This window comes from Mycobacterium sp. AT1 (assembly GCF_002043095.1).
In the GTDB taxonomy this organism is placed as follows: Bacteria; Actinomycetota; Actinomycetes; order Mycobacteriales; family Mycobacteriaceae; genus Mycobacterium.
Map to the genome: position 1 here is coordinate 86881 of NZ_MVOC01000012.1, position 23766 is coordinate 110646.

The window sequence follows — 23766 nt, forward strand, 5'->3', positions numbered from 1 at the left end:
GTGGCACTCCCGGCAGACCTCGTCCGCGCCCTCGACGCCGTCGCCGCCACCCCGCGGCTGCTCGTCGCCTCCGACTTCGACGGCACCCTCGCCCCGCTCGTCGACCGTCCTTCCGACGCCCGGCCGCTGCCGCAGGCAGCCGAGGCGCTGATCGCCATCGCCGACTTGCCGTCGACCGAGGTCGCGCTGGTCTCCGGACGCGCCCTTGCCGTGCTGCGGGAGTACTCCGGCATGCCGTCGAGCGTGCACCTCGTCGGCAGCCACGGCGCCGAGTTCGAGACCGGTTTCGCCCTCGAAATCGACGAGACGCTGTTGGCCACGATCACCACCGAACTCAACTCGATCGCGGCGGGCAGGCCAGGGGTGACCGTCGAGCTCAAGCCGGCCAGCGTCGCGCTTCACGTCAGGAACGCCTCCGCCGCCGACGGCGAGGCCGCGCTCACCGCGGCCCACTCGGTGGGCGAAGTCTCGGGCGCCGAGATCACCGCGGGCAAGAACGTGCTGGAGTTCGCGGTCATCTCCACCGACAAGGGCGAGGCGGTCGACGTCTTCCGCCGACGGGGTGACGCCACGGCCGCGGTGTTCTTCGGCGACGACGTCACCGACGAGAAGGCGTTCCGGCGCATGGTCGGATCCGACGTCGGCGTGAAGGTCGGCCCCGGCGAGACGCTGGCGGCCTACCGGGTCGACTCCCCCGAGGACGTCGCGGAGGCACTGAGCCACCTGCTCGAGCGACGCCGCGGCTAGCGCGTGGTCGGCGGCGGGCCGCCAGCTCGGGCTCGAGGTGCGCGAACCACGCGTGCTCTACGACGTGTTCTCGGTCGTCGTCCATTTGGCCCCCTGCCCCGTGGTGGTCCGGGTGCCGACCGTGCTGCCGCCGTCGTACGCGCTTCGGCCGGACGCTCAACTCGCGCAGCAGCGCGCGGAGCTCGCCGTGACCGGGTGGCTTGCCGACCACGGCCATCCGGTCGTACCACCCAGCCCGCTGGTCCCACGTGAACCCGTTGTGCAAGAAGGGTTCTCGATGACGTTCTGGCAGCTGGTCGAAGAGGTCCTGGTTCCCGAGCCGGACACCACCGCTCGCCTCGCGATGACCGCGAAACTCCATGCCGTGCTCGCCGACTACACCGACGAGAACCTGGGCCTCTGGGCTCCCTTCGCCACCTACGTCCCCGACGGGCTGACCGCGCTGGAGAGCCTTCCCGACCTGCTGCCCGCGGCCGATCTCGACCGGGCTCGGCGCGAATGGTCGACCGTCGAGCCGATCGTGTCGAGCCGGGACGCCTTCGAGCGGGAGTTCCCAGGGGTGGCAATCCAGACGATCCACGGCGACGCACCGTTCCACAACATGATCACCACCCCAGCCGGCGAGTACTGGGCGGACTTCGAACTCGTCACCCTTGGGCCGGTCGAGTCCGACGTCGCACTGGCCGGCGCGGATGGCGTGGCGACCTACGATGAGGCAGCGGTGCGCCTCGGCCTGCGGGCCTCCGACCCCCGGGTGCTGCGCCTGGTCGAGACCGCCGGATCTCTCGCGACGGTCGCCTGCCTTGCCATGGCTCCCCAGCTGCCGATGCTCGTCGGGGCAGTCGAACCCGCTCTCGCACAATGGCGTTCGACGCCGCTCTTCACCGGACCCTAGCTAGGCGGGCGGGCCCGACGTGCGTCCGCGCACCAGCTCGGTCTCGAGGATCTCCAGCGCAGGCAGGCCCGACCGTGGTGGGTTGTGCAGCAAATGGCCGGCCCGACGCCCCTTTTCGACGCTGGGCTGCTTGACGGTCGTCAGCCCGCGCGCCAATGCATCGGGGACACCGTCGAATCCGGTGACGGTCATCTGCCCCGGCACGTAGATGCCACGGCCACGCAGGTAGTCCATCGCCGAAAGTGCGAGCACGTCGGTGGTGCACATCAACGCCGTGATTCGAGGGTTGATGTCCAGCGCGACCTCGGCTGCCGCCCCGCCGGAGGCCTGAAGATGATCGCGAGTCTCCACCACCGTCAACGAATCAGGTTGCAAGCCAGCATCCTTCATGGCCTCACGAGTGCCTTGAATGCGCTCCCGCTGAACGAAGAAGTGCGGGTTGTCCATGCGGTCCAGATCGGCCGCCGCGGCATCGGCGTCACCGTGGGGCCAGTCGCGCCCCAAGCGCATCGTCAGGACTCCGATGTGTCGGTGACCGAGCCCGATGACGTAGTCGGCCACACTGCGCATCGCGGCGCGGTCGTCGATGCCGACGCGCGAGGCGTCGGGGACGTCCCGTGGTTGGTCGACCACCACCACCGGCAGCGCGCGCTGCGCGACCACTTGAAGGTACGGATCGTCGTCGGAGGCCGAGTAGACGACGAAACCGTCGACGCCCGCGGACAGCACCGCGGCGGTCCCGTCGCTGACGCTGCGATTGGGGCCGGCGGCGACCAACAGCAGCCCCTGTCCCACCGCCTCACAGGACTCGGCGAGGCCCGCGACGAAGTCCAGCGCCGCCGGGTCACGGAACGAGTAGTTGAGCGGCTCGGTGAGGATCAGGCCGACCGCACCCGCGCGCCGGGTGCGAAGCGAGCGTGCGACCGGATCGGGTCCGGCGTAACCCAGCTGCTTGGCCGTTGCCAGAACGCGCTCACGAAGATCGGCGGACAACTGATCCGGCCGGTTGTAGGCGTTGGAGATCGTGGTGCGCGAGACCTTCAGTTCGGCGGCCAACGACGCCAGGGTTGCTCGCCGGCGTGGCGCAGGTCCTCTGGGCATGGAGTATGACGCTAGCCGATTCCCCGCAGTTCACACCGTCATCGGGCTGCGTGGCGCACGCTGGTGATCACGCGGACGGTGCCGCCCATGACGTCGGAGACGTAGACGGTGCGGCCGTCGCGACTCGCGGCCATCAGTCCGGGCTGGATGCCGACCCCGATGGTCGCGACGGTGTTGTTGGTGGCGGCGTCGACGACCGTGACGGTTCCGCAGTTGATGTTGCTCACGTACAGGCGGTCGCCTCGGACGATCATGTCGACCGGGGCCGCGTCCGGTGGGATCGCGTCGAGCGCACGGGTCTTGGGGTCGATCTCCACGGCCGTGGTGGTCGACCCGTCCACCACGGTGAGGGCGTTGGTGGCGGCGTTGACGACGTACAACCGCTTGCCGACGACGGCACCGTAGTACGGGTATCCGCCGGTCGCCGCGTGATCGGCGGTGTTGGTCGTCTGGTCCAGTACCGCCACCGTGCCGCCCGAATAGTTGGTGACGTAGACCCGGTCCGCCGTGGCGGCGAGCCCAAATGGGTCACCGCCGACGGGGATCCGGACGAGTTCGGTGTTGTCGGCCAGGTCGATCACCGACACCGTTCCGGCGAGATCGGCGACGTAGAGGCGGTCGCCGCTGACCTCGAGACCAAACGGATTGGCGCCTACGTCGATGACGTCGACGACGGTGTTGGTCGAGGCGTCGACCACCGAGACCGTGCCGTCGTCGGCGTTCCCGACGTAGAGCGTTCCGCCCCTGGCTGCCAGCGCGAACGGCATGCTGCCGACCTCGACCGAACCGACCACCGTTCTGGTCGTGGTGTCCACGACCTTCACCGATCCGTTGCCTGCCGCGTCGTCGGAACCGTTGAGGACGTACAGGCGGTCCCCGATGACCGCAAGACCGTAGGTGAGCCCGCTGCCGACGTCGATGGTGTCGGTGACGGCGGCCTCGGCCGGGTCGACGGGCGCGCGAACGTCGACCGTCTGACCGTCGGACGCCGCGACCGCGAACATCGCGACTCCGTCGCCCGGATTCAGGTGTGCCGCCAGCCTGGCGGCCTGGGTTGGCGTGAACGCCCACTGCCCGGAGTCGGCGTCGACCGTGGCGGCACCGAGCCGACGGTCGACCTGCCGGACCAACGAGTAGGTACGTGGAATGGGATGGCCGACGACGTTGACGTGACCGGCCACTCGTCCCGACATGCGGTCGACCCGGTCGACGACCGCACCCGGGGCGGCCAGCGGGTCGGCGTCGACCAGCTCGGTCCGCTGTGGATCCGCGACCGACAGCTGCCGATGGCCGACGGTGCCGGGCTCGGACTGACGCCGCACCCAGGCCAGTACCGCCCACAGCGCCGGGGTGTCCGCCGGGCTCCCCGGCACCGGGACGACGAAGGGCGCCAACACCGCGGCGATGACGCCGGTGAAGGTACTCGCCCGTTCACGAGTCGAGTCCTCGGCGGGCGCCGTGGACACGCCGCGGGCCGCGACGGCCGTAGCGTGGGCCGCCCCGTGCTCGTCCACGGATGTCTGATCGCCGGCCGCGGCGCCCAGGAACGTCCCGGCGCCGCCACCGCCGCCGAACGAGACGGTCGCCAGCGAAATCGACGAGATCGCCGTGACGACAACGCTATTCGACGTCGCGGCGATGACGTCCGCGGTGAAGACCCTGGCCGCCTTCGCGTCGTCGTGGACCGCAGCGGCCGCAGTCGGGACGGCGACGGGCGCGGCCTCCGGGGCAGGGATGGCGATCGGCTCCGCGGTGGGTGGCGTGACGACCGGCGAGTCCTGGGGCGCGGCTTGTTCCTGCGCAACGGATTCCTGTGCGACCGGCTCGGTTCCGCTCGACGAGGACGCGCCGTCGGATGACCCCTGCTCGTATTCACTCGAGGTAAGCGCACCGCCGGAACTGCGGACCGAGACGCCGGGCGCCGGTTCGGTCGTCGACCCCGTCGACCCGAGAGCCTGATCGGGGTCTGACGATGCGTCAGACCCCGACCCGGCATCGACGGAACCCGCCCCCACGGGTGGTGTCGACCCCCCAGACGACACCACCCCGGGCTCCGCCTTCGAGTCCGGGTCCCCCGATCCCGAACTCTCGACCTGCGACACGCCGGGCGACGGCTCAGACGTTGGTTCGGCAGCCGCGAGACCCGGATAGGTCATCGCCGCCGCACCAACGCCGAACACCACTGCGAGGGCCCCCGCGCATCGAAGGCGTTTCGTGTTGCTCACCGCCGATGCCCCTCGCCGTTGTCCCTTCCGACGTCGTCCTCGTAGATGATCGCCCCGAATGCGGACCGGTCGCATCGGGGATTCCCCTATGGTTCTGCCGCCTACGACCCCATGCCGCCGACTCTCGTCACGTCAGCCGCCCGTGGCGACGGGGCGAGCCGGTTCGCCGCTCCACTGCGACCACGACCCGGGAAACAACGCTGCGTCGACGCCGACCACGGCCAGCGCGGCGACCGCCACCGCCGCGGTGACACCCGACCCGCAGTACGCACCGGCGGTGTCACCGAGTGCGTCGGCGAGGTCGGCCGTGGGGAGGAACGCGCCGTCGGCGTCGAGCAGCGACGTGCTCGGCACGTTGACGGCGCCGGGGACGTGACCCGCGACCGGGTCCACGGGCTCGACGTCGCCACGAAAGCGCTCCGGTGCCCGTGCGTCGGCCAACCGGGAGCCGAGCGCCGCGGCCTCGTCGGCGGTCAACGTCGGCATGGCCCCCGCGTAGAGGTCGGGATGGGTGAGGGTGACGTCACCCGGCTCGGGGTTGACGACGCCGGATTCCAGAGCGCCTCGCCACGCCGCCAGACCGCCGTCGAGGATGCGCACGTCGGCCAGACCGGCGGCCGTCAACACCCACCACGCGCGCGCCGACCCGGCCCGGTTCCAGTCGTCGTAGACCACGACCGGGTCGCCGTCCCGGATTCCCCACCGCCGCGCCGCCGCCTGCAGCGCGGCGCCGGACGGCAGGGGGTGCCTCCCCTTGCCAGTCACGGCGTGATCGGTCAATTCGTCGTCGAGGGAGACGTACACCGCGCCGGGAAGGTGGCCCGCCTCGTAGGCCGCACTGCCGTCCGGCTCGGCCAACTGCCAGCGGACGTCCAGGATTCTCGGCGGCGCACCTCCCGCGATCAGCTCCTCGAGTTCGGTTGCGGTGACCAATACTTCGGATCTCACGCACTCGAACGTACGCTGACCCGTGTGGGCGAGCACGCGTTCAGCGCAGCGGAGACAAGGGCCGTGTACCGAGCCATCGCCGAGCGCCGCGACATGCGCCGGTTTGCACCGGGCGACGTGCCAGAAGAGGTCCTCGCCAGACTGCTCGCAGCTGCACACGCCGCCCCAAGCGTCGGACTGATGCAGCCGTGGCGGTTCATCCGCATCACCGACGACGCCCTGCGCCACCAGATCCACGACATCGTCTCCGACGAACGTCGGCAGACCGCGTCGGCACTGGGTCCGCGGGCCGACGAGTTCCTCCGGTTGAAGGTCGAGGGCGTGCTGGACTGCGCCGAACTGCTCGTCGTGGCGCTGCGCGACGGGCGCGACAAGCACGTCTTCGGGCGCCGAACCCTGCCGCAGATGGATCTGGCCTCAGTGTCGTGCGCCATCCAGAATCTGTGGCTTGCGGCCCGTGCGGAGGGCCTGGGCATGGGCTGGGTGTCGATCTTCGACCCCGCGCGCCTCGGTCCGCTGCTCGGAATGCCAGACGACGCCGAGCCGGTGGCGATCCTGTGCCTCGGCCCGGTTCCGGACTTCCCCGACCGGCCCGCGCTGGAGATCGACGAGTGGACGTTCGGCAGGCCGCTCGACGAATTCGTCTCGGAGAACGGCTGGGCGGGCCAACCCGCGCCCGCCGTAGGCTTGCCGCCGTGTCCCCCGTGACCGTCGACCTCAACGCCGACCTCGGCGAGGGTTTCGGGGTGTGGCAACTCGGCGACGACGACGCCATGCTCGAGGTGGTCACCAGCGCCAACGTGGCGTGCGGCTTCCACGCAGGCGACCCGGCCGGCTTGGCGACGGTGTGTCGAGCCGCAGCCCGCCGCGGCGTCCGGATCGGAGCACAGGTGAGCTACCGCGACCTACATGGGTTCGGCAGACGCTACATCGACATGGCAGCCGACGATCTCATCGCCGACGTGATCTACCAGATCGGCGCCCTCCAGGCCCTGGCCGCCGCCGCCGGATCCACGGTCAGCTACGTCAAACCCCATGGCGCGCTGTACAACACGATCGTCCACGACGAGGGTCAAGCCGACGCGGTCGCCAAGGCGGTGCACGCCGTCGACCCGGGTCTGGCCGTGCTGGGGCTGGCTGGTTCCGCGTTCTTCTCCGCAGCCGGCGCCCTCGGCCTGCGCACCGTCGCCGAGGCCTTCGCCGACCGGGCCTACCAACCCGACGGACGGCTGGTCTCGCGCCGCGAACCCGGCGCAGTCCTCGACGACGCGGAGGCCATCGCCGCCCGGGTGTCCTCGATGGTCGGGCGCGGCACAGTCGAGGCAGCCGACGGGACGACCATCCCCATCATCGCGGAATCTGTGTGCGTGCACGGAGATTCACCGGGCGCCGTGCGCAGCGCCACGGCAGTCCGCGCCCGCTTGGCCGCCGACGGGGTCGTCGTGAAGGCGTTCACCTGATGCGTCTCAAGCTCGGCCGGCCGAACCTCGCCGACTACAGTCGGTACTTCGACCAACCGCCTGCGACGTGCCAGTCGCCGCTGACCGTGACGTGGGCGGGCGTGACCACCCTCCTCGTCGACGACGGCCAGTCGGCTTTGCTGACCGACGGATTCTTCACCCGCCCAAGACTTCTCACCGTCGGCCTCCGGAAGCTGGCCCCCTCACTACCCCGCATCGACGGATGCCTGGCCCGCCTCGGAGTCGAACGCCTTGAGGCCGTCCTGCCCGTCCACACCCACTTCGACCACGCGATGGATTCGGCGGTGGTGGCCCAGCGCACGGGCGCGAAGCTCGTCGGCGGCACGTCGGCGGCTCAGCTAGGCCGCGGGGCGGGACTGCCAGAAGACCAACTCGTGGTCGTCACCCCGGGTGCACCAATGTCGTTGGGGGCGTTCGACGTAACCCTCGTCGTCGGCAACCACTGTCCGCCCGACCGGTTCCCCGGCACCATCACCGAACCACCGGTCCCGCCGGTGCGGGCCTCGGCGTACCGGTGCGGCGAGGCGTGGTCGACGCTGATCCACCACCGCCCAACCGACAGACGCCTCCTCGTCGTCGGCAGCGCAGGCTTCGTCCCCGGCGGACTGCGAGGACAGCGGGCCGACGTCGTCTACCTCGGCGTCGGACAGCTGGGGCTGCAGCCCGAGCGCTACCTCCGCGACTACTGGGACGAGGCGGTGCGCGCAGTGGGCGCCAGGCGCGTCGTCCTGGTCCACTGGGACGACTTCTTCGGCCCACTCCGGGAACCGGTGCGCGCGCTGCCATACGCGGCCGACGACCTCGACGCGTCGATGCGAGTGTTGGCCCGGCTGGCGACCGAAGACGCTGTGGCACTGCACCTCCCCGCACCATGGGAGCGCGCCGACCCGTGGAGCTGACGCTGGCGCTCGGCGCGCTGGCCGTCGTCCTGGCATTCGCGATGTTCCGGCCGCGGGGGTGGCCAGAGGCCGTCGCAGCGATACCCGCCGCGGGCCTGCTGATCGCGCTCGGAGTGGTGTCGCTCGACGACGCCATGGTCGAGGTCGACGACCTTCTGCCGGTGGTCGGGTTCCTCGCGGCGGTGCTGGTGCTGGCCAAGCTGTGCGACGACGAAGGCTTGTTCCACGCCGCCGGTGTGGCGATGGCCCGCCGCAGCGCAGGCGAACCACACCGCCTGATGGGCACCGTCTTCGCCATCGCGGCGACGACGACCGCGGTACTCAGCCTCGACGCCACCGTCGTCCTGCTGACACCCGTGGTGACGGCGACCGCCCGCACCCTCGGCATCCCGTCTCGACCGCACGCCTACGCCACCGCGCACCTGGCCAACACCGCGTCCCTCCTCCTGCCGGTGTCGAACCTGACCAACCTGCTGGCCTTCTCCGCCGCCGGCCTCACCTTCGCGCACTTCAGCGCCGTCATGGCACTACCGTGGCTACTCGCGATCGCCGCCGAGTACGTCCTGCTGCGCTGGTTCTTCCGTCGCGAGCTGGCCCAGCGGCCCACCGACCACGTGACACCACCACCGGCGGAGATGCCGGTCTTCGTGATCGTCGTGCTGGCACTGACCCTGGTCGGCTTCGCGGCCACCTCGCTTCTCGACGTGGCGCCCGCCTGGGCGGCACTCGCAGGCGCGGTCGTCCTCGGGGTGCGAGGACTCGTCCGTCGCCGCAGCAGCGTGGCCGGCATCGCGGCGGCCGCCAACGTGCCGTTCCTCGCGTTCGTGCTGTGCCTCGGCGTGGTGGTGACCGCGGTGATGAAACACGGCCTCGACGAGGCGATGCGGCACCTGTTGCCGACCGGCACGACGTTGCCCGCGCTGCTTGGCATCGCCGTGGCGGCCGCGCTGCTGTCCAACGTGGTCAACAACCTGCCCGCCGTGTTGGTTTTGCTGCCGCTGGTCGCGGGGATGGGACCCGCCGCCGTGCTCGCCGTGCTGATCGGAGTCAACGTCGGACCCAACCTCACATACCCCGGCTCGCTGTCGAATCTGCTGTGGCGCAGCGTGGTGCAGCGCGAACGCCTACCGGCGGGGTTCGTTGAGTTCAGTCGCGTCGGGCTGGTCACGGTCCCGGTGACCCTCGTCGTCGCTGTGTTGGGCCTGTGGGTGGGCATCGAAACGTTCGGGGTGCGATAGCTTGCTGGTGACCTTCCGAACCGAACGAGGTGATCGTTGACGACGCACGTGATGCCGTCACGCCAGTCGTTGCGCGCGCTGGACGCCGTCAACTTCTTCCTGGCCGACGTCCGCGACGGATTGGGCCCCTACCTCGCGATCTATCTCCTCGCGGTCCGCGGACCCGAACACGGCTGGAACGAGGCCACGGTCGGCTCGGTGATCACCATCGCCGGCGTCGTCGGACTCCTCTCCCAGACCCCGGCGGGCATCCTGATCGACCGGATCAAGAACCGGCGGGCGATCATCGTCGTCGCCGCCCTTGCCGTCACCGTCAGCTCGCTGGTGCTGCCCTTCGTCAGCGGGTTCGCGTTGATCGCGATCAGCCAGTCGGTGGCGTCCCTCGCCGCCGCGGTGTTCGCCCCGGCGATCGCAGCCGTCACCCTCGGTCTGATGGGACCGCGGATGTTCGCGCCAAGAGTCGGCCGCAACGAGGCGTTCAACCACGCGGGCAACGCCACCGCCGCGGGCGTCGCCGCCCTTCTCGCCTGGTCGCTCGGCCCGGTGGTGGTGTTCTGGCTGATGGGCGTGCTTGCCGTGCTCAGCGTCGTGGCCACCACGCGCATCCGCGGCGACGAGATCGACGACGAACTGGCCCGCGGCCTCACCCCCGACGACGACGGGAAGTCCGTCGGCGCCTGGACCACGCTGGTGACCAACCGCCCGCTGCTGATCTTCGCGATCATCGCGTTCACCTTTCACCTCGCCAACGCTGCGATGCTCACCTCGGTCAGCCAGCTCCTGACCCGCGTCGTCGGAAAGGACAGCGCCACGTCCCTGGTCGCGTTGTGCATTCTGGCCGCGCAGCTGGTCATGGTCCCGGTGGCGATCGTGGTCGGCCGCAAGGCCGACGTCTGGGGCCGAAAACCGATCTTCCTGGTCGCGTTCGCGGTGCTGACGGCTCGCGGCCTGCTCTACACGGTGTCCGACAACGCGGCGTGGCTGCTGGCCGTGCAGGCACTCGACGGCATCGGTGCGGGCATCTTCGGGGCGCTGTTCCCCATCGTGATCGCCGACCTGACCCGAGGAACAGGACGGTTCAACGTGGCCCAGGGCGCGGTGTCGACCGTGCAGGGCGTCGGCGCCGCCCTCAGCGCGACGGTCGCCGGGTTCGTCATCGTCACCGAGGGATACACGATCGCGTTCTGGACGCTGGCAGCCGTGGCCGCCGTCGGCTTGGTCCTCTACGCCCGCTTCATGCCGGAGACCAAGTCGGAAGGCGTTGGTCACGCACCGTCGGCCGACTCGTAGACGTAGTGAACGAGCAGCTGGCTCAGCTCGTCGACGAAGCGGTCGACGGGAATCGGTGGGCGGTCGACGGTGTAGCGGATCGCCAACTGGGTGGTGGTTTGCACCACGAACCACGAGGCGGTGTCGAGGTCGTCATGCCGAAGCCGGCTGCTATTGGCGAGCAGTTGGTGGTAGACCAGGTCGCGGCCACGGGCTAGGAGCGCAGCCAGGACGTCGGTCTCACCGAAGCGGGGCACCTGTTCGACGGCGATCCGCAGCAGATCGGCTTGGGCGGCGAGGGCGTTGACCAGAGTGGTGAGTGCCACCCTGGTGCCCTCCTCGGGTGAGCGTCCCGTCATGCTTCGGAAGACGGTCGAGATGTTCGCGCTGACGTCTTCGGCAAGGCGGTTCACCACCGCAGCGGTGATGGCGTCCTTGTCGGTGAAGTACTGGTAGAGCGAGCCCGGGCTGACCCCTGCCGCCCGCGCGATGCGGTTGGTGGACGCGCCGTCGTACCCGTACGCGATCAGTACGCGAGCGCCGGCCTCCAAGATGCGTTCCACCGTGGCGCGCGACCGCTCCTGTCGCGGGAGTTTTCGCGGGCCGGAGCGGACGACGGACATCGGAGAAGTGTGGCACGGAACGCGAATTGAAAGCGAGCTATCGCTCACGTTTGACTGGAGTCATGGTCAACCTCATCGCAGCGGCCGACGAAGAGCTGCATACACCCGGTGCCGCGCCGCACTGGCAGGAGAGCTTCTACTTCAATTGGGTCGACGTCGAGCGCGAAGCGCTGGGCTTCGCCCGCCTTGGCTACCGATTCGCTCAGCGGCAGGCCGACGCGGTGGTCGTCACCATGCGCGACGGCCGGCGGGAGTTCGTCTACGGAGCCGTCGACGTACCCATCCAGGGAGACCCCCTGGCCTTGCGCTGCGCCGACGGCCTTACCGTCGGCCGGCTGACCTTCCGAATGACCGAACCGCTGCAGCATTGGGAGCTCACCCTGGCTGGCCGCGACGGACTCAACCTGGCGTGGACGGCGTCTGCACCGGCCTTCGACTTCGGCCACAACGGCTCCGAAGTCATCGCACACCGTCACTTCGAACACCCCGGGGTCATCGCCGGCCGGTCCGTCATCCGGGGCCACGAACACCGGATCACCGGGTTCGGGACTCGCGACAAGTCGTGGGGCCCACGGGACTGGGCAGGCATCTCCGGCTGGGATTGGATCTCCGCGCAGTTCGGCAACGAGTTGGCGTTCACCGTGACGCAAACGTTCGCTGACGGCCAGCCCATGCAGTCGGGCTTCGTCAGCCGCCGCGGCCGCACGACTGCCGTGGCCAGCTTCGAGCTGCGCTACACCTCCAGCGGCGAACACAGCGCGCGCGACGCCAAACTGACGATCGTCGACGACGAGGGTGCGACGTTCCACGTCAGCGGCCGCGGGATCAGTCAGGTTCCGTTGTTCAAGACCGGGATGATGCTCCACGAGACGCACACCCGGTTCGAGGCCCGACTGGACGACGGATCGCGGCTGAGCGGTGCCGGCGTAGTGGAGCACACCTGGCACGCGGGGTCACGCGAACTGCTCCGACGGCTGCCGACGCTGCTTCCCGTCGCCGCGGACGCACTGAGGTCGAGGCTCCGATGATCATTGCGCTGCAACCCGATACCGACGCTGACGCCGAGGTGATCGGCGGCAAGGGGCAGGGTTTGCTCCGGCTGCTGGCGGCGGGATTGCCCGTACCCGAGGCGTGGTGCATCACCGCCGACACGTCGCTCGACGCGGTTGCCCGCGACACGTGTCTGGACAACGAATTGGCACACTGGTGGTCCGACGTCGTCGACCTGTTCCCTGGAACGCCCTGGGCAGTACGCAGTTCGGCCGTCTCCGAGGACCTCGCCGACGCGTCCTTCGCAGGCGTGTACGAGACGGTTCTCGGCGTCGACTCCCTCGACGGCATCCGTGACGCGGTCCGCCAGTGCTGGGCATCCCTCGGCGGCCAGCGCGCCACCACCTATCGCGACGAGCACGGCAAGTCCGGCGGCATGGCGTTGATCCTGCAGCGGATGATCGCCCCCGACGTCGCAGGGGTGCTACTGACGGCAAACCCGTTGCGGCCGTTCGCCTCCGAAATCGTCATCGACGCGGCCTGGGGGTTGGGCGAGACGGTGGTCTCCGGTCGCACCGACCCGGACAACTTCGTCCTGGATCGCAGCACCGGTGTCACCCGCAGCCGCCAGCTGGGCGGCAAGGCGCTGGAGGCCGTCTGGGACCGCGGTGTCCACGAGCGTGACGTCGATGCCGACCGACGGGGCCAATTCTGCTTGACGGCAACGCAATTGACTGACCTGCACGCGCTGTCGAAGACCGTGTCCGAGCGCATCGGTCCACGCCGCGACCTGGAGTGGGCCATTGCGGGCGGACGGCTGTTCGCGCTGCAGGACCGGCCCATCACCAACCTGCCCAACCCGGATCCCGTGGACGTGTGGTCGCGTCGGTTCGGCGACGAGTATCTCTCCGACTGCATGCTGCCACTGCCGGAGGATCTGATGCTGCCCTGGATCGTCGAGATGAGCATGAAGGAGATGGCCGCCCTGCAGGGCCGCCGCGACATGGCGGCGATGTCTCCGGTTCGCCTGCACCACGGCTACAGCTACTTCAGCGGTGCGTACTTCGTCGAGGGCCTGCGGATGCTGCCGAGGTCGATGCGGTCCAACGGTGCCGACCAGTGGTTCCCGCCCGTGGTCCTGGACCGGGTCCGGGACGCCCGATGGGATCCCCGCTTCCTCGTCGGCTTCGTGTTGGCCCCGTGGCGGGACCGCGGACGCAGCGGACTTCGAGGCAACCTGGTCGCCTTGGAACGCCATTGCGCGGCAATCGAACACCGCATCGTCCCCAAGCTGACCCAGGACTACGGAACGCTCGGCGACGACGAGTGGCGTCGCCAGTACGACGAGGTCAACGCCTTCGGTGAGGAGCACTTTCGGATCGTGCGTTGGGGCATGACCATCTACAACGGCTTTCTTCATGCGCTACTGGAACGGCTGTTGGCGAGCTGGTGTGGTGACGACTCCGGCGAGCTGTACCAGAACGTCATCGGCGGACTGGACGATACGAAGACGGCCACCATCAACACCGAGATCGTCCGCCTTGCCCAATTGGCGCTCGACGATGGCGAGCTCGCAGACTCCATACGAACCGGCGGGACCTATCACGACGCCCGCGAGAGCACCGCGGACGCAGAGTTCTGGCGGCGCTACGACGAATTCCTCGCTCGCCACGGGCACCGATCCGACAGCCGCGACATCGGCAGGCCCCGGTGGCGAGAGCAACCGCACCTCATCCTCGAACTCGTCCGCGCCCAATTGCGCGCGACGGATACCGCTGCACCACAGTCGAATTCATCTCACGACCGCCGAATCGCCGCCGAAGCAGCCGCCCTGGCCGAACTCCGCAGAGGACCGGCGAGATGGGTGCGGGCTCCAATCCTGATCCGACTGATGACACTGGTCCAGGACTACACGCGGTATCGCGAGAACCAGCGCTACCACCTCGACTACCTGCTCACCCACCTCCGCGCACTAGTTCTCGAGCAGGCCGCACGCCTGGTGCGGCGCGGAATGCTCGCCGACCGCGACGACGTATTCCTGCTGCACGGCGCCGAGTTCTTCTCGGCAATCTCCGGGGGTGGGGCCGGCGTCGACCTGAGTGGCGAGCTCGACATCAGGCGCCGCGAATTCGCCCGCAATACCGGCCGGTTACCCGCCACCTACCTCTTCGACGACGTCGAGACAGAGGTGCACGACGAATCGTCGGCCGGGTACGCGGATCTGCCGGAGGGTTCGATCGCCGGCACCGCGTTCTGCCGCGGCCAAGCCAGCGGCCGAGCCCGGGTCGTGCACACGTTGTCCGATCTCGGAAGGGTCGAAGCCGGCGACGTCCTCGTCGCCCCCAACATCGACCCGGGCTGGACCAGCGTCTTCCCGCTACTGTCGGGGCTCGTCGTCGAAACCGGTGGAAAGCTGAGCCATGGCGCCATCCTGTCCCGCGAATACGGCATCCCGGCCGTCGGGGGAATCACCGGCGCCACCACCGTGATCGCCGATCGGGCCGACGTCGCCGTGGACGGACACCGAGGAACCGTCACCCTCGGTCCGGACGAAGGCTCCTAGCGACGCTGCCTGGCGATCTCCGCCAGTACCACACCCGCGGCCACCGAGGCGTTCAACGACTCCGTCGGTCCCGCCATCGGGATGGACACGATCGCGTCGCAGTTCTCCCGCACCAAGCGGGACAGGCCCTTGCCCTCGGAGCCGACCACGACGACCATCGGACCGCTCGCGTCGACCTCGTCGAGCTGGGTGTCACCACCGGCGTCCAGACCCACCACCAGCAGGCCCTCGTCCTTCCAGCTCTGCAGCGTGCGGGTCAGGTTGGTGGCCCGCCCGACGCGAAGCCGCGCGGCAGCGCCAGCACTGGTGCGCCACGCGACGGCCGTCACCGACGCCGACCGGCGTTGCGGGATGAGCACGCCGTGACCACCGAACGCGGCGACCGACCTGACGATCGCACCCAGGTTCCGGGGATCGGAGATGTTGTCCAACGCCACCAGCAGAGCCGGCGTCGAATCCGCCTTGGCCACACGCAGCAAGTCGTCGGGATGGGCGTAGTTGTACGGCGGCACTTGCAGGGCGATGCCCTGGTGAAGACCGTTGGCGCTGAGCCGGTCCAGGTCGTGCTTCTGCACCTCGAGGATCGAGATGCCCTTGTCGGCCGCGCGCTGCACAGACTCGGTGAGGCGCTCGTCGGCTTCGGCTCCGAGCATCACCCACAGGGCGGTGGCCGGCACGCCGGCGCGCAAGCACTCCAATACGGGGTTGCGGCCGAGTACGACCTCGGTCTCGTCGGTCTTCTTGTGCCTCCCCTGGTCCTTGCGGGCCGCCGCGGCGGCCCGCTTTCCGGCGGGGTGGTGCGGCCGCGCACTCGCCGGCGGGGTGGCACCCTTGGCCTCCAACCCGCGCCTGCGGACACCGCCGGAGCCGATCGTCGGCCCCTTCTTGGTACCCGCCTTGCGTACCGCTCCACGTCGTTGGGAGTTGCCTGCCATTATTTGTTGCTCCCGTCGACGAGCGCCCATTGTGGTCCGTCTGCGGTGTCGGTGACGTCGATGCCGGCCGCCTTGAGCCGATCGCGAATCTCGTCGGCCCTAGCCCAGTCTCGTTGTTCCCTGGCCTCCGCGCGACCCGCGAGCGCCCACTGGACCAGCTCGTCGATCGCTGCGAGGGCCGCCGACGTCTCGTCGCGCGATTCCCAGCGCTCGTCGAGCGGGTCGCAACCGAGGATGCCCATCATCGCCCGGATGGACCTGGCGTGCCTCATCGCGGTCTCGTGGTCCCCCGCGTCCAGCGCACGATTGCCCTCGGCCCGCGCGGCGTGCACCTCGGCCAACGCGGCCGGGACGGCCAGATCGTCGTCGAGCGCGGCGCCGAACTTCTCGGTCCAGTCGCCGGGAACGATCGTCCCCACCCGGTTGCGCACGCGGTGCAGGAACTCCTCGATGCCGGTGTAAGCCTTCACCGCGTCCTGCAGGGCGTTCTCGGAGAACTCCAGCATCGACCGGTAGTGCGCCGAGCCGAGGTAGTACCGCAGTTCCGCGGCGCGAACCCGTTGCAGCACAGCGGGAATCGCCAACACGTTGCCGAGGGACTTGCTCATCTTCTCGCCACCCATGGTGACCCAGCCGTTGTGCATCCAGTACTGCGCGAAGCCGTCACCGGCCGCCCGTGCCTGCGCGATCTCGTTCTCGTGATGCGGAAACACCAAATCCATCCCACCGGCATGGATGTCGAACGCCGACCCGAGGTACGTTTCGCACATGGCGACGCACTCGGTGTGCCAGCCCGGGCGACCCGGGCCCCACGGCGTCGGCCACGACGGTTCGCCCGGCTTGGCGCCCTTCCACAGGGTGAAGTCACGCGGGTCGCGCTTGCCCGTCGCGACGCCCTCGCCCTGGTGCACGTCGTCGATCCGGTGGCCGGACAGCTGGCCGTAGTCGGGATAGCTCAACACGTCGAAGTAGACGTCCCCGCCACCCGTATAGGCATGGCCTTCGGCGAGCAGCCGCTCGATCAGCTCGACCATCTGGGTGATGTGCCCGGTGGCGCGCGGCTCGGCCGACGGGGGCAGGACACCGAGGGCGTCGTATGCGGAGGTGAAGGCGCGCTCGAAGGTCGCCGCCCACTCCCACCACGGCCGGCCGGCGTCGGCAGCCTTGTTGAGGATCTTGTCGTCGATGTCGGTGACGTTGCGGATGAAGGCGACGTCGAAGCCCTTCGCCGTCAGCCAGCGACGCAGTACGTCGAACGCCACGCCACTGCGGACGTGGCCGATGTGTGGCAGACCCTGGACCGTGGCGCCGCAGAGATAGATGGACGCGTGTCCGTCGCGCAGGGGGACGAAGTCACGCACCACACCCGTCATGGTGTCGTGAATTCGCAGGGGCTGAACGGTCACGACGGGCCAGCTTACCGGCCCGTCAGCCTTCAATCGTCCACACTACTGTTCTGCTCCTCATCTTCCACGATCAGCACCGTCGCGATCGCGGCCAGACCTTCGCCCCGACCCGTCAGGCCGAGCCCGTCGGTGGTCGTCGCCGACACCGACACCGGCGCGTCGAGCAGCTGAGAAAGAAGTTGTTGCGCCTCCGCGCGGCGCGGACCGATCTTCGGTCGATTTCCGATTACCTGAACGGCGGCGTTGCCGACGCGGAAGCCTTCGGCGCGGAGCAGCCCGGACACGTGGCGCAGCATGTCGGCGCCGCCGACGCCGCGCCATTCGGGACGGTCGGTTCCGAAGACGGAACCAAGATCGCCAAGACCGGCTGCGCTCAGCAGAGCGTCGCACAGCGCATGAGCCGCGACGTCTCCGTCGGAATGCCCAGCGCAGCCGTCGGCGTCATCGAAGGACAAGCACAGCAGCCAACACGGCCGCCCAGCTTGAATCGGGTGCACATCGGTACCCAGACCGATTCTCGGCACCATGGAGCGCCCCTGAAAGGTCAGGAAGCTGCTGCCAGAACCTCGTCGAGGATGCTTTCGGCCTTCTCCTCGTCGGTGTTCTCGGCAAGAGCCAACTCGCCAACGAGAATCTGGCGGGCCTTGGCCAACATGCGCTTCTCGCCGGCGGACAGCCCGCGCTCCTGATCACGACGCCACAGGTCGCGAACGACCTCCGCCACCTTGTTCACGTCACCAGAGGCCAGCTTCTCCAAGTTGGCCTTGTACCGACGCGACCAGTTGGTCGGCTCCTCGGTATGCGGGGCGCGAAGCACCTGGAAGACCTTGTCCAGGCCCTCCTGGCCGACGACGTCGCGGACGCCGACGTACTCTGCGTTGTCAGCAGGAACTCGAACGGTGAGATCGCCCTGCGCAACCTTGAGGACGAGATATTCTCTCTGCTCGCCCTTGATGGTTCGGGTTTCGATCGCCTCGATCAATGCAGCACCGTGGTGTGGATAGACAACGGTGTCTCCGACCTTGAAAATCATCAGATTCGAGCCCCTTTCACAACCCAATGTTAGCACGGAGCTAAGACACGTGTTGCGCAACGATGCAGGTCAGGGGCACCGCGGGTGAAGACGAGGGGTTGACAGGGTGAGGAATCCGTGCAACGCGAAGGCCGCTCGGCAAACCTCCAGCGGACGATCGGCGGCCCTCGCAGGGCCGATTCGAGCGGTGCGAAGAGCCCCGTCGCCAGCCCTCGGCTTCCGCCGCTCCACACCACCTACTACTCTGCATAGTCGACACTCGGGATGCACGTCACGGTCGTCCCGTCGCCGAGCAGGAGGCTTCAGTGACGCTCTCGAAAACGCGGACTTCCGCCGTCGCGCTGGCCGCTTGCGGCCTGTCGGCCGCCATCGTCCTGTCCGGCTGTAGCGCAGGGCAGATCTCCCAGTCGGCGTCGCAGCAGCCTGCCGTCAACGGCACCCTCGCCTGGGTCGGCGACCCCACCTCGGGAATCGCGCTTCGCAACGTGCACCTGCGCGCACCCCAGACCTCCGACTACGTCCGGCCCGGCGGCGACGCCGAGTTGCTGTTCGTCGCCGTGAACGAATCGGCGGAGAAGGACGACCGGCTGGTGTCGATCACGTCCAGCGTCGGCACCGTAAGCCTCACCGGGAATCTCACCGTGCCCGCGGGGGGCACCCTGATCGTGGGGACGCCGGACGGCACGCCGAGCGCACTGGACGCCACCGAGGGCGCGAGCACCGTCGAGGCTTCCGTCCAGCTCACCGAGCCGATCAGCAACGGCCTCAACTACCCGTTCACCTTCACGTTCGAGCGCTCCGGCCAGACGGAGCTCAACGTGCCGATCTCCGCAGGGGAGACTCCGCGCCGCGAGGCAGCGGTCGAGGCGGGCTCCGAAGCCGACACGGGCGGCCACTGACCTTCGCCGGCACCGTTCTGTCGGTGCCGACCGATACGGTCGGCACGTGGCAAAGGTCGGTTCCAAGGCGCGTTCGCAGCACCGCTGTTCGGAGTGTCAGCACGTCACTGCCAAGTGGGTTGGCCGGTGCCCTGACTGCGGCAGCTGGGGCACGGTCGACGAGATCGCCGTCCTCACCCCGATCTCGGGCGCTGCCACCAATCGCGCCGTCGCACCAAGTTCGCCCGCCGTCCCGATCAGCTCGATCGATCCCGGCTCCACCAGGCACTTCCCGACCGGAGTCAGTGAGCTCGACAGGGTTCTGGGAGGCGGCCTCGTCCCCGGTTCGGTGACGCTGCTCGCCGGCGATCCCGGCGTCGGCAAGTCGACGCTGCTGCTCGAGGTGGTCCATCGCTGGGCCGAATCCGGTCGTCGAGCGCTGTACCTGTCGGGCGAGGAGTCGGCGGGCCAGATCCGGCTGCGCGCCGAACGCACCGGCTGCACGCACGACGAGGTGTTCCTCGCGGCCGAGTCGGACCTGCAGACCGCGCTCGGTCACATCGAGCAGGTGAAGCCGTCGCTCATCGTCGTCGACTCGGTCCAGACGATGTCGACCACCGAGGCCGACGGAGTCACCGGCGGCGTCACCCAGATCAGGGCCGTCACCACGGCACTGACGATGGCCGCGAAGACCACCGGCGTCGCGATCATCCTCGTCGGCCACGTGACCAAGGACGGCGCCATCGCGGGACCCCGTTCGCTGGAGCACCTGGTCGACGTCGTGATGCACTTCGAAGGCGACCGCTCGTCGGCGCTGCGCATGGTGCGCGGGGTGAAGAACCGCTTCGGCGCCGCTGACGAAGTCGGTTGTTTCCTGTTGCACGACAACGGGATCGAGGGTGTCGCCGATCCCTCCGGCTTGTTCCTGGACCAACGCCCACAACCAGTGTCGGGCACCTCGGTGACTGTGACCCTCGACGGCAAGCGGCCTCTCATAGGCGAGGTTCAGGCGCTCATCGGCTCAGCGTCGGCGGGCAATCCGCGGCGTGCGGTCAGCGGCATCGACTCGGCCCGCGCGGCGATGATCACCGCCGTCCTAGAGAAGCGCGCGCACCTCAACGTCGGGCAGAACGACATCTACCTGTCGACGGTCGGCGGCATGCGCCTGACCGACCCGTCCTCCGACTTGGCGGTGGCGTTGGCGATCGCGTCGGCGTATGCCGACATTCCGATGCCGACGACAGTGGTCGCGATCGGCGAGGTCGGCCTCGCGGGCGACCTTCGCCGCGTGACGGGCATGGACCGCCGCCTGGCGGAGGCGGCCCGGCTGGGGTTCACGTGCGCCGTCATCCCGCCTGGAGTGAAGGACGTTCCCGCAGGGTTGACGGTGCAGTCCGCGGACAACATCTCGGGGGCCTTGCGGGTGCTCAGGAACATCTCCGACAATGTGAGGGACAATGGCGGCCGACGCTAGGAGAGGTGATCGCCGTGAAGGCTGCCAGAAGCGGGCGCGGCAATGTCGTTCAGCTCGCTCGACCGACACTGCGTGAGACCCTCGGTCAGCTCGCCCCGGGTACAGCGCTTCGCGACGGCCTCGAGCGCATCCTGCGTGGGCGTACCGGCGCCCTGATCGTGCTCGGGTTCGACGACGCCGTCGAGGCGATTTGTGACGGCGGCTTCGCTCTTGACATCGCCTACGCGCCGACGCGGCTTCGCGAGTTGTCCAAGATGGACGGCGCGGTCGTGCTGTCCAGCGACGGAACCCGCATCCTGCGGGCCAACGTACAGCTCGTCCCCGATCCCTCGATCCCGACCGACGAGTCGGGAACCCGGCACCGGTCAGCCGAGCGCACCGCCGTACAAACGGGTTATCCCGTTGTCTCCGTTAGCCATTCGATGAGCATCGTCACCGTCTACGTCGCCGGCGAGCGACACGTGGTGCCCGATTCCGCGACGATCCTGTCGCGGGCGAATCAGACGATCGCCACACTCGAGCGGTACAAGGCCCGGCTCGACGAGGTCAACCGACAGCTTTCGACCGCAGAGATCGAAGACTTCGTGACGCTGCGCGACGTCATGACCGTGGCGCAGCGCCTGGAGATGGTCCGCCGGATCAGCCTCGAGATCGACGCCGACGTCGTCGAACTCGGCACCAACGGACGCCAGCTCAAGCTGCAGCTCGAAGAACTCGTCGGTGACAACGACACCGCCCGCGAACTAATTGCGCGCGACTATCACGCCAACCCGGATCCGCCTTCGACCGCGCAGGTGCTCGCGACTCTGGACGAACTCGACACCCTCAGCGACAACGAACTCCTCGACTTCACCGCGCTGGCCAGGGTCTTCGGCTACCCGTCGACGCTGGAGGCGCAAGACTCCGCGATGAGCTCCCGTGGCTACCGCGCGATGGCAGGCATCCCGCGACTGCAGTTCGCCCACGTCGACCTGTTGGTCCGCTCCTTCGGGTCGCTGCAGGGCGTGCTGGCCGCTAGCGCCAACGACCTACAGTCGGTCGACGGCATCGGGTCGATGTGGGCCCGGCACATCCGCGAGGGACTCTCCCAGTTGGCGGAGTCCACGATCGCCGACCAGCTGGCCTGATCCTCGGTGCGCACCGTCCTCGTCGTGGTGCATCCTGAGGCGACTCATCACGTCGACGGGCTGGTCGGCGGGTGGTACGACTCCGACCTCACCGCCGTCGGCCGTCGCGAGGCCGAGTCGGCCGCCGTCGCCGTCCGCAACGCGATCCCCGGCGGTGCGCCGGTCGACGTCTTCTCCTCCGACCTGATCCGTTGTCAGCGGACCGCCGAGGCGATCGCGACGCCCCTGGGGGTGACGCCGTCGTTCGACCGGCGCCTGCGCGAGAAGTCGTACGGGATCGCGGGGGGCCGACCGCAGAGCTGGCTCGAGAGTCGGTTCGTACCTCCGCCGCCGAGCGGAGAGCGGATGCTCCATGACGAGGGCGTCGACGGTGCGGAGACCAAGGCGGCCTTCGCCGAACGCGTCTACGCCGTCATGGACGACGTGCTGGCCCGGCCGGTCGAGTGGCAGGTGATCGTCACCCACGGATTTGCGCTGACCTACGTCGTCGCGGCTTGGATCGGCATGCCCGTCGACGCGCTCGGGTACGTGCACTTCCGTGGCGGGCCGGGGAGCATCACCACCCTGCACCAGGACGACCACTTCCACAATCGATCGGTCATGACGCTGGCGAGTACCGATCATCTGCGGTCGACTTAGCATGTGGCACTGACACATTCGGGCTATGGCGGCGAAGTTGTGCACAGTTGGTCATCCATCCCCAGATTGGGGTCTACGGCCAAGAAATCGGTGGACCCTTCGGTCGCCAAGAGTAAATTCGAATGCATGTTCGACTCGCTGGTTTCCGGTACGACTGGCACATCAGGTGCCAGTGCCGTGGACGCGTGGACCCGAGTTGAATCCGCCGCCTGCGCCCGCCGCGTCGCGGCGATGGTCACCATCCTCGACGCCGCACACGCCGCCTCCGGGTCAGCCAGCCGCGACCAATGGTGCGTCGACAACTGGGATGCGGTGGTCGCCCACATCGGCGCCACCCAGTCCCTCACCCCCGGAGCCGCCTCCACCATGCTGCTCGTCGGAGTCTCGCTGGAGGAACGGTTCCCCAAGGTGGCCGCCGCATTCCTCGCTGGACTGATCACCTACCCACCGGTCAGGGCAATCACCCTGCGCGCAGCGCTGGTCACCGACCCCGACGCCCTCCGCGCGCTCGACGCGGCGTTGGCCGGGGCGTTCGGATCGTGGGGACCGATGTCGGCCGACAAGCTGAGCAAGACCGTCGATGCACTCATCGCCGAAGTCGACCCACAAGCAGTGCGCCGCACCCAGACCAAGGCCCGCAGCCGGAGCATGGACATCACCGTCGACGACGGAAGCGGGCTTGCCGCCCTCTTCGGATCCTTGTTCGCCACCGACGCCCGCGCCCTCGACGCCCGACTGGACGCGTTCGCCGAGACGGTGTGCCCCGCCGACCCTCGCACCAAGGACCAACGCCGGGCCGACGCCATGGGGGCGCTGGCCCACGGCAGCGACCGGCTGGCCTGCCAGTGCGAGTCCGCGGATTGCGCCGCCGCACAGAACCCGCCGTCCACCGGGGTGGTGGTCTACGTCATCGCGCACCAAGACACCGTCGAGGGTCGCGCCGCTCCCGCACCCGAGGCGCCGGTCCCACCCGAGACCGAGCCCAGCGTTCCCGACAACGAGGGCCAGGGCGAGGACTCGGACGATGATGCCGCTGTGAACCAGTCCGACGAGCGCACCGCCCTCGACGGCGAATCCCCGGCCTCGTTCACCAAGCCGCTACCCGAGCTGACGCTCACCGAAGCCCTCACCCCCAACCCGGGTTACCTCGCCAGCCTGCGGCCCGCGGCACTGATGGGCGGTCAGTTCTTGCCCGGCGCGATCGCCTGCCGCGCCAGCCAAGGGGCCACCATCACCGCGATCATTCATCCCGGCCAAGCGCCACCCGAACCGCGCTACCGACCGTCGAAGAAGCT

Annotated in this window: 22 protein-coding genes; 14 read left to right on the forward strand and 8 right to left on the reverse strand. The window is 69.0% G+C overall.

Annotated elements, in window-relative coordinates; translation table 11 throughout:
- On the forward strand, window positions 1-747 hold the full coding sequence (otsB, locus tag B1790_RS07155) for a trehalose-phosphatase (protein WP_079922525.1): 747 nt from the start codon (window positions 1-3) through the stop codon (window positions 745-747).
- Window positions 748-784: 37 nt separating this feature from the next.
- On the forward strand, window positions 785-1642 hold the full coding sequence (locus B1790_RS07160; protein ID WP_079922526.1) for a phosphotransferase: 858 nt from the start codon (window positions 785-787) through the stop codon (window positions 1640-1642).
- Here the strand turns inward: B1790_RS07160 and B1790_RS07165 are convergent, their stop codons facing one another.
- From B1790_RS07165 to B1790_RS07175, 3 genes are all read right to left on the reverse strand, one after another.
- Window positions 1643-2743 (reverse strand): LacI family DNA-binding transcriptional regulator, encoded by a 1101-nt coding sequence (locus B1790_RS07165; protein ID WP_079922527.1) that lies wholly within the window; start codon window positions 2741-2743, stop codon window positions 1643-1645.
- 38 nt (window positions 2744-2781) lie between these two features.
- Window positions 2782-4968 (reverse strand): YncE family protein, encoded by a 2187-nt coding sequence (locus B1790_RS07170; RefSeq protein WP_158083783.1) that lies wholly within the window; start codon window positions 4966-4968, stop codon window positions 2782-2784.
- A gap of 132 nt (window positions 4969-5100) precedes the next feature.
- A complete protein-coding gene (locus B1790_RS07175) occupies window positions 5101-5916 on the reverse strand; it encodes a sulfurtransferase (RefSeq protein ID WP_079922529.1) in 816 nt (271 codons plus the stop codon).
- 24 nt (window positions 5917-5940) lie between these two features.
- Here B1790_RS07175 and bluB point away from each other — a divergent pair, with 24 nt between their 5' ends.
- Genes bluB through B1790_RS07200 form a run of 5 tightly spaced genes read left to right on the forward strand, consistent with a single transcriptional unit; the run spans window position 5941 to window position 10824 of the window.
- Window positions 5941-6624, forward strand: coding sequence for a 5,6-dimethylbenzimidazole synthase (gene bluB, locus B1790_RS07180; RefSeq protein ID WP_079922530.1), 684 nt, complete (start codon window positions 5941-5943; stop codon window positions 6622-6624).
- Complete coding sequence (locus tag B1790_RS07185) at window positions 6612-7376, forward strand: LamB/YcsF family protein (RefSeq protein ID WP_079922531.1); 765 nt, start codon at window positions 6612-6614, stop codon at window positions 7374-7376. The genes bluB and B1790_RS07185 overlap by 13 nt, the downstream gene beginning before the upstream one ends.
- Entirely contained in the window at window positions 7376-8296 is a 921-nt protein-coding gene (locus B1790_RS07190; protein WP_079922532.1) for an MBL fold metallo-hydrolase, read from the forward strand. Before B1790_RS07185 ends, B1790_RS07190 begins: the two co-directional genes overlap by 1 nt.
- Window positions 8269-9534 (forward strand): SLC13 family permease, encoded by a 1266-nt coding sequence (locus B1790_RS07195; protein ID WP_142271105.1) that lies wholly within the window; start codon window positions 8269-8271, stop codon window positions 9532-9534. The genes B1790_RS07190 and B1790_RS07195 overlap by 28 nt, the downstream gene beginning before the upstream one ends.
- 51 nt (window positions 9535-9585) lie before the next feature.
- Window positions 9586-10824, forward strand: coding sequence for an MFS transporter (locus B1790_RS07200; RefSeq protein ID WP_079922533.1), 1239 nt, complete (start codon window positions 9586-9588; stop codon window positions 10822-10824).
- Here B1790_RS07200 and B1790_RS07205 read toward each other — a convergent pair.
- Window positions 10800-11426, reverse strand: coding sequence for a TetR/AcrR family transcriptional regulator (locus B1790_RS07205; protein WP_079922534.1), 627 nt, complete (start codon window positions 11424-11426; stop codon window positions 10800-10802). The two genes, B1790_RS07200 and B1790_RS07205, sit on opposite strands and share 25 nt — an antisense overlap.
- A 62-nt stretch (window positions 11427-11488) precedes the next feature.
- On the opposite strand from B1790_RS07205, the gene B1790_RS07210 reads away from it, so the two are divergent.
- The gene (locus tag B1790_RS07210; protein WP_079922535.1) at window positions 11489-12454 is read left to right on the forward strand and encodes a hypothetical protein; all 966 of its coding nucleotides are present in this window, start codon (window positions 11489-11491) and stop codon (window positions 12452-12454) included.
- Window positions 12451-14979: a PEP/pyruvate-binding domain-containing protein gene (locus tag B1790_RS07215; protein ID WP_079922536.1), complete on the forward strand. Its 2529-nt coding sequence runs from the start codon at window positions 12451-12453 to the stop codon at window positions 14977-14979. The genes B1790_RS07210 and B1790_RS07215 overlap by 4 nt, the downstream gene beginning before the upstream one ends.
- Here B1790_RS07215 and rlmB read toward each other — a convergent pair.
- From rlmB to carD, 4 genes are read right to left on the reverse strand one after another with little or no spacing between them, the layout of a single operon-like run.
- Window positions 14976-15914: a 23S rRNA (guanosine(2251)-2'-O)-methyltransferase RlmB gene (gene rlmB / locus B1790_RS07220; RefSeq protein WP_079922537.1), complete on the reverse strand. Its 939-nt coding sequence runs from the start codon at window positions 15912-15914 to the stop codon at window positions 14976-14978. The two genes, B1790_RS07215 and rlmB, sit on opposite strands and share 4 nt — an antisense overlap.
- Window positions 15914-17320: a cysteine--tRNA ligase gene (cysS, locus tag B1790_RS07225; protein ID WP_255407251.1), complete on the reverse strand. Its 1407-nt coding sequence runs from the start codon at window positions 17318-17320 to the stop codon at window positions 15914-15916. Before cysS ends, rlmB begins: the two co-directional genes overlap by 1 nt.
- Before the next feature lie 29 nt (window positions 17321-17349).
- Window positions 17350-17847, reverse strand: a complete 498-nt coding sequence (gene ispF, locus B1790_RS07230) for a 2-C-methyl-D-erythritol 2,4-cyclodiphosphate synthase (RefSeq protein ID WP_079922538.1) — start codon at window positions 17845-17847, stop codon at window positions 17350-17352.
- 17 nt (window positions 17848-17864) lie between these two features.
- Complete coding sequence (gene carD, locus B1790_RS07235) at window positions 17865-18353, reverse strand: RNA polymerase-binding transcription factor CarD (protein ID WP_056560753.1); 489 nt, start codon at window positions 18351-18353, stop codon at window positions 17865-17867.
- Between the two features lie 305 nt (window positions 18354-18658).
- Here carD and B1790_RS07240 point away from each other — a divergent pair, with 305 nt between their 5' ends.
- From B1790_RS07240 to B1790_RS07260, 5 genes are all read left to right on the forward strand, one after another.
- Window positions 18659-19252, forward strand: a complete 594-nt coding sequence (locus B1790_RS07240; RefSeq protein WP_079922539.1) for a hypothetical protein — start codon at window positions 18659-18661, stop codon at window positions 19250-19252.
- 46 nt (window positions 19253-19298) lie between these two features.
- Entirely contained in the window at window positions 19299-20705 is a 1407-nt protein-coding gene (radA, locus tag B1790_RS07245; RefSeq protein WP_079922540.1) for a DNA repair protein RadA, read from the forward strand.
- An 8-nt stretch (window positions 20706-20713) separates the two neighbouring features.
- Window positions 20714-21832 (forward strand): DNA integrity scanning diadenylate cyclase DisA, encoded by a 1119-nt coding sequence (gene disA, locus B1790_RS07250; protein ID WP_079922553.1) that lies wholly within the window; start codon window positions 20714-20716, stop codon window positions 21830-21832.
- A gap of 24 nt (window positions 21833-21856) precedes the next feature.
- Window positions 21857-22471, forward strand: coding sequence for a histidine phosphatase family protein (locus tag B1790_RS07255; protein WP_198951935.1), 615 nt, complete (start codon window positions 21857-21859; stop codon window positions 22469-22471).
- A gap of 126 nt (window positions 22472-22597) precedes the next feature.
- On the forward strand, window positions 22598-23766 hold a 1169-nt coding region (locus tag B1790_RS07260), incomplete at its 3' end, for a DUF222 domain-containing protein (protein ID WP_079922542.1).